This is a genomic window from Bartonella sp. AA86SXKL, assembly GCF_042196885.1.
Map to the genome: position 1 here is coordinate 1 of NZ_JBHIRE010000278.1, position 488 is coordinate 488.

Annotated in this window: 1 protein-coding gene; it reads right to left on the reverse strand. The window is 37.5% G+C overall.

All coding sequences use genetic code 11. The features are described 5' to 3' along the window. Window positions 1-488: metal ABC transporter solute-binding protein, Zn/Mn family (locus ACFIO5_RS11520; RefSeq protein ID WP_375705483.1), on the reverse strand; the 488-nt coding region annotated here is incomplete at both ends.

A 488-nucleotide genomic window follows, 5' to 3' on the forward strand; every position in this document is an offset into this window, starting at 1 on the left:
TGTTCCATCATATCGAGATAGGTTGCAGCAGGGCCATTTTTGTTCGATAACGCATCAGAATACAGTGTTCCACCAATTTGTAAACTTGTTTCTTTTGAAATCTGTTCTATGAGACGAGGATTAGAGATATTTTCAACAAACAGTGCAGTTGCTTTGTTGGCTTTAATCTGCTTGATAAGTTTGGCCACATCGGCTGCAGTCGCTTCAGCTTCTGTAGAAATCCCTTGGGGTGCAAGGATAGTGAAGCCATATTCTTGGGCAAAATAGCCAAAGGCGTCATGAGATGTGATAATAATACGCTTATCTTTTGGAATGGTTGCAATCTTTGTTTTAAATGTTTCTTGTTTTTCTTTAAGTTTTTGGATGTAAGAGTTGGCGTTTTTGCTGTAGGTTGCACAGAATTGTTGATCGATTTTACAAAAAGCAGTGGCAATATTTTTAATATAAATTTCAACATTTGGGATAGTCTGCCAAGCATGTGGATCAAT